Here is a 5,694-nt window from a genome sequence, read left to right on the forward strand (position 1 = left end):
TGACGACTCATTCTTTTTCGCGAAACGGCAGCTTTTGTTTGCGGGAATCGGCGTCATTGCTATGTTTTTTATCATGAATGTTGATTATTGGACTTGGAGGACATGGTCCAAATTGCTGATGGTTATCTGCTTTTTCCTTCTGGTGCTTGTTTTGATACCGGGCGTCGGAATGGTGCGGAACGGTTCAAGAAGCTGGATCGGAGTCGGAGCATTCAGCATACAGCCTTCAGAGTTTATGAAGCTTGCGATGATTGCATTCCTTGCTAAATTTCTCTCTGAAAAACAAAAAAACATCACATCGTTCAGACGGGGGTTCGTCCCTGCACTTGGCATCGTGTTTTCAGCATTTTTGATTATCATGTGCCAGCCTGACCTCGGAACGGGGACAGTAATGGTCGGAACTTGTATTGTCATGATTTTTGTAGCCGGCGCACGGATCGCCCATTTCGTCTTTCTCGGGCTGATCGGCCTCAGCGGATTTGTCGGGCTCGTACTATCGGCTCCATATCGGATAAAGCGGATTACCTCATACTTAAATCCATGGGAAGACCCGCTCGGAAGCGGATTTCAGATCATTCAATCGCTTTATGCAGTGGGGCCCGGCGGGTTGTTCGGAATGGGGCTCGGACAAAGCAGACAGAAGTTCTTTTATCTGCCTGAGCCGCAAACAGACTTTATTTTCGCCATCTTGTCAGAGGAACTGGGCTTTATCGGGGGAACACTTATTTTGCTCCTCTTCAGCGTCCTGCTGTGGAGAGGAATCAGAATTGCGCTTGGTGCCCCTGATCTGTACGGAAGCTTTGTCGCAGTCGGCATTATTTCAATGATTGCCATTCAAGTCATGATCAATATCGGCGTAGTCACGGGCCTGATTCCTGTAACAGGCATCACGCTCCCGTTTCTGAGCTACGGAGGCTCTTCATTGACTCTAATGCTGATGGCAGTTGGTGTGCTGCTGAATGTAAGCCGCTACTCGAGGTATTAACGAATGTATGTCCAAGCTTCCTGTCTAACATGAAGCTTGGAAACAATTGATGCGATAACCCTGTCCAACAAAACAGGGTTATCGTTATGTTATAGAGAAACTTAGACTGGGGGAAAAGAAATGCGAATTGCAATAAGCGGAGGCGGTACAGGGGGACATATTTATCCTGCGCTTGCTTTTATTAAAGAAGTGCAAAGACGTCATCCTAATGTGGAATTTTTATATATCGGAACAGAAAACGGGCTGGAGAAAAAAATTGTTGAGCGGGAGAATATACCGTTTCGTTCAATTGAAATTACAGGATTTAAAAGAAAATTGTCATTTGAAAATGTCAAGACTGTGATGCGTTTTCTGAAGGGCGTCAAAAAGAGTAAATCGTATTTAGCGGAATTTAAGCCCGATGCCGTAATTGGAACGGGCGGTTATGTATGCGGGCCGGTTGTCTATGCCGCTGCGAAAATGGGAATTCCGACTATTGTCCATGAACAAAACAGCCTGCCGGGCATCACGAATAAGTTTCTTTCAAAATATGTTAATAAAGTAGCGATTTGTTTTGAAGAAGCGAAATCACATTTTCCTAGCGAGAAAGTTGTATTTACGGGAAACCCGAGAGCCTCTGAAGTCGTCTCAATAAAGACGGGACGATCAATGGCTGAATTTGGGCTTTCTGAAGACAAAAAAACGGTCTTAATTTTCGGCGGAAGCCGAGGCGCTGCACCGATTAACCGCGCTGTCATTGACATGCAGGATGCGCTGAAAACAAGAGACTATCAAGTGCTGTATATCACCGGTGAAGTTCACTATGAAAAAGTAATGAATGAGCTGAAAAGCAAGGGTGCCGCTGATAATATGGTCACAAAGCCGTTTCTTCATCAAATGCCTGAGTATTTAAAGGCCATTGATGTCATTGTGGCCAGAGCCGGTGCGACAACGATTGCCGAAATTACTGCTCTCGGAATCCCAAGTGTTCTGATCCCAAGTCCATATGTGACAGCGAATCACCAGGAGGTCAATGCGAGATCTCTTGGCCAGCATAATGCGGCGATTGTACTGAAAGAAACAGAGCTCAGCGGGGAGAAGCTGATTGAAGCGCTAGACCGGATTGTACTGAATGAGCAAACGTTAAAGGAAATGAGCGAACGAACAAAGTCACTCGGTGTTCCTGACGCGGCTGCCCGTTTATACAGCGTACTCGAGGAATTAAAAAAATAGTAGAAAAGCAAATGGAATGCGGAGGTTTACGATGGAGAAAGTGATACAGGAATTAAAAGAACGCGAAGTCGGCAAGGTTCTTGCAAATGAACCGCTCGCGAATCATACAACGATGAAAATCGGCGGACCTGCGGATGTATTGGTCATTCCAAGCAGTGTAGATGCTGTTAAAGACATCATGGACGTGATTAAAAAATATGATGTGAAGTGGACAGTCATCGGCCGCGGATCAAATCTTCTTGTTTTAGATGAAGGAATTAGAGGCGTAGTGATCAAGCTGGGTGCGGGTCTTGACCATTTGGAGCTTGAAGGGGAACAAGTAACAGTCGGAGGCGGTTATTCAGTGGTCCGCCTTGCTACATCATTGAGCAAAAAAGGTCTGTCCGGTTTGGAATTTGCTGCCGGCATTCCAGGATCAGTCGGCGGAGCGGTTTATATGAATGCCGGCGCTCACGGTTCTGATATGAGCGAGATCCTCGTCAAAGCGCATATTTTATTTGAAGACGGAACGATTGAGTGGCTGACAAATGAGCAGATGGATTTCAGCTACAGGACATCTGTACTGCAAAAGAAACGCCCGGGCGTTTGCCTTGAAGCTGTTTTGCAGCTGGAGCAGAAGGATAAGGAATCAATCGTTCAGCAAATGCAAAGCAATAAAGACTATAGAAAAAATACACAGCCGTATTCAAGCCCTTGTGCGGGAAGCATATTCAGAAATCCGCTTCCGAATCATGCCGGGAACCTTGTAGAAAAAGCAGGCTTGAAAGGATATCAAATCGGCGGTGCAAAGATATCGGAGATGCACGGAAACTTCATCGTCAATGCGGGGGGAGCATCAGCAAAAGATGTGCTTGATCTCATTGACCATGTGAAAAAGACAATCCGTGAAAAATACGAGATTGATATGCACACAGAGGTTGAAATCATCGGCGGAAATCGCTGATTCAAGTTCTGACTGAAGCTGTTCATATGATATACTGTAAGCAAACGACAAACGGCATCATAGTATGCGGTTTGTTTTGGAATAGACAGACTTTTAACAGCTGTTTCATTTGAATAAGGTGAACAGGCAATGAACCCGGGTCAAGACCGAGAAAAAATCGTTACCATTGAAGAGCGGATCCCTAAAATTAAAGAGCAGAGGAAACAAAAGGCAAACCGCCGTCTCATTTCATTTATTATGCTCTTTTTTATTATGGTGCTGATCATTGTGTACCTGCAAACACCAATCAGTAAAGTATCAACAATCTCTGTTACAGGGAATGAAAATGTATCAAAAAAGGAAATTATCGACCTTTCCGATATTAACAGCGGAGATACTGAGTTTTGGAGTTTGGACAAGCAAAAAACAGAAAAGAAGATTCAGCAAAATAAATTAGTGAAAAAAGCGGAGATCAGCAAATCGCTTCCTAATAAAATCAACATTGCAATCGAAGAATATAAAGCGATTGCTTATTTAGAAAAAGACGATGTGTACTATGAAGTGCTTGAAAACGGCTCAGTTCTGCCAAACGAAGTAACGCCGGATGATGCCGGACCGATTTTAGTGAATTGGACAAACGCGAAGAAGCGGTCTCAAATGGCCAAGCAGCTCGATGCGTTGTCAAATTCGTTAAAACAGTCGATTTCAGAAATTTATTATACGCCTGTAAAAATGGATGAAAACCGTATTAAGTTGTACATGAACGACGGTTATGTTGTTACTGCATCTATTAAAACGTTTGCAGACCGAATGAAGACGTATCCTTCTATCATTTCTCAGCTAAGCAGCAATAAAAAAGGAATCATTCATTTAGAAGTTGCCACCTATTTTGAAGAGTTTGGGAAAAACGATAAAGCTGCTAAAAAGGAAGATGAAAATTGAGGGGCAAATCAGCAGTCCTTCTTTCCTTGATTATGCTTATCGCAGGCTTTTTGATTTCATTTTCTTTTCAAATGACAAAAGAAAACAACAAAAGCGCGGCTGAGACGGAAGAGTGGAAAAAAGAATATGCGCTGAGAGATGAACTTCTGAAACAAGAGAAAGAAAATAAGAAGCTTGAAAAAGAATTATATCAAAAGCAAAACAAAGTCCGCCAGGCGGAAAATAAGCTGAAGAAAGAGAAGTCGGAATACTATAATGTCCTCGTAGATACAGAAAAATACAGGATGTATATTGGGGAAGTCGGTGTGCAGGGAGAAGGCGTTGAGGTGACATTGGAAGATGCGTCATACATACCGGAAGGGGAGAATGTGAATAGTTACATCGTTCACGAAAGCCATATCTTCCAAGTAGTAAACGAACTGTATATCTCAGGAGCGGCAGCTGTCGCCGTTAATGGGCAGCGTTTGACGCATGATTCGTATATCAAATGCAATGGTCCTGTGGTAACGGTAGACGGGGTGCAGCATCCCGCTCCGTTTACGGTATCCGCTATTGGAGATCCAGATGTCCTGCTGCCCTCGTTAAATATCGCAGGAGGCCTAATTGATCAGCTGTCAATGGATCATATTTCTGTTTCGGCAGAAAAAGAGAAAAACGTACAAATGAAACCGATTCTGAAAACGAAGGAATGACTGAAAAAGCGGGTGAAATAGATTGAAAATAAAGCGTTCCTTCATAAGCATCAGTGTGCTTATGGTCATCTTCGGCCTGATGATATCTGTTCAGTTTAATTCGTTAAAGCACCCCGAAGTCCGGGATACAAGAGATATGTGGGATATTAGGGAAGAGCTGACATCAGAGCAGAAGAAGCAGGAAAAGCTGCTGTCTGAAATAAACAAATATGACAAACTGCTGAATAGCTATTCGCAAGCGAAAGAAATGACAAAAGAAACCGCGCTAAATAATACCTTGCAATCCTTAAAAAAAACAGCCGGCATGACCGATATAACAGGTAGCGGAATTGTCATTACGATTTCCCCGCTTTTTTCTGAAAGCTTAACAGGAGAGCCGATCGAAAATCCGCCTCCGGATTTGCTGAAAAAGCTGATTAATGAACTCAACTCCTACGGTGCAGAGCATATCTCGATTAACGAGCGAAGAGTTGTGAATCATACAGTCATCAGAGATATAAACGGCACTACAAAAATAGACGGATACGCCCTTGACGATTATCCTTTAACAGTAAAAGTGCTTGCCAAAGATCCGGACATGTTACACAGCAGAGTGAAGGGGTCAGGCCTTGAGGATCTTTTTGCATCTGAAAATTTAGCATTAAAAGCCGGTAAATCTGAAAGCAAACTAACATTAAAAGCATATGACAGACCACTGGACGTACAACAGCTTAAACTGCTTAAAGACTGAAAAGGAGGAGAATTGTCATGTGGCTGCCCGTGTTGGGACTGGTGCTCGGAATAGCGATTGGACTAATGACAAACTTAACGATACCGAGTGAATACTCAAACTATTTATCGCTTGCGGTGCTTGCCGCACTTGATACATTAATCGGCGGAATCAGGGCGCATTTACAAGGTACATATGATGAAATGGTATTTGTTTCCGGTTTCTTTTTTAA

Annotated in this window: 7 protein-coding genes; all 7 read left to right on the forward strand. The window is 43.4% G+C overall.

Features of this window, described 5'->3' with window-relative positions:
- Positions 1-985 (forward strand): stage V sporulation protein E (gene spoVE / locus RAC86_RS34380; protein WP_377886604.1); only part of this gene is annotated, 985 nt, incomplete at its 5' end.
- 120 nt (positions 986-1,105) lie between these two features.
- Positions 1,106-2,197 carry an undecaprenyldiphospho-muramoylpentapeptide beta-N-acetylglucosaminyltransferase gene (gene murG, locus RAC86_RS34385; RefSeq protein WP_033883840.1) on the forward strand — a complete coding sequence of 364 codons (1,092 nt, stop codon included), beginning with the start codon at positions 1,106-1,108 and terminating at the stop codon, positions 2,195-2,197.
- A 31-nt stretch (positions 2,198-2,228) separates the two neighbouring features.
- Positions 2,229-3,140 (forward strand): UDP-N-acetylmuramate dehydrogenase, encoded by a 912-nt coding sequence (gene murB / locus RAC86_RS34390; RefSeq protein WP_003232182.1) that lies wholly within the window; start codon positions 2,229-2,231, stop codon positions 3,138-3,140.
- Between the two features lie 129 nt (positions 3,141-3,269).
- Positions 3,270-4,061 carry a cell division protein DivIB gene (divIB, locus tag RAC86_RS34395; protein ID WP_377886606.1) on the forward strand — a complete coding sequence of 264 codons (792 nt, stop codon included), beginning with the start codon at positions 3,270-3,272 and terminating at the stop codon, positions 4,059-4,061.
- Complete coding sequence (locus RAC86_RS34400; protein ID WP_264239614.1) at positions 4,058-4,753, forward strand: DUF881 domain-containing protein; 696 nt, start codon at positions 4,058-4,060, stop codon at positions 4,751-4,753. The genes divIB and RAC86_RS34400 overlap by 4 nt, the downstream gene beginning before the upstream one ends.
- A gap of 22 nt (positions 4,754-4,775) precedes the next feature.
- Entirely contained in the window at positions 4,776-5,483 is a 708-nt protein-coding gene (locus RAC86_RS34405) for a DUF881 domain-containing protein (protein WP_377886607.1), read from the forward strand.
- A 17-nt stretch (positions 5,484-5,500) separates the two neighbouring features.
- Positions 5,501-5,694: DUF1290 domain-containing protein (locus RAC86_RS34410; RefSeq protein WP_377886608.1), on the forward strand; the 194-nt coding region annotated here is incomplete at its 3' end.

It is taken from the genome of Bacillus sp. LR_5, assembly GCF_042709275.1.

Bases quoted from the DNA above. Each gene is read 5' to 3' on its own strand.
- murB (WP_003232182.1), top strand. From the start codon at position 2,229: ATGGAGAAAGTGATACAGGAATTAAAAGAACGCGAAGTCGGCAAGGTT.
- divIB (WP_377886606.1), top strand. From the start codon at position 3,270: ATGAACCCGGGTCAAGACCGAGAAAAAATCGTTACCATTGAAGAGCGG.
- murG (WP_033883840.1), top strand. From the start codon at position 1,106: ATGCGAATTGCAATAAGCGGAGGCGGTACAGGGGGACATATTTATCCT.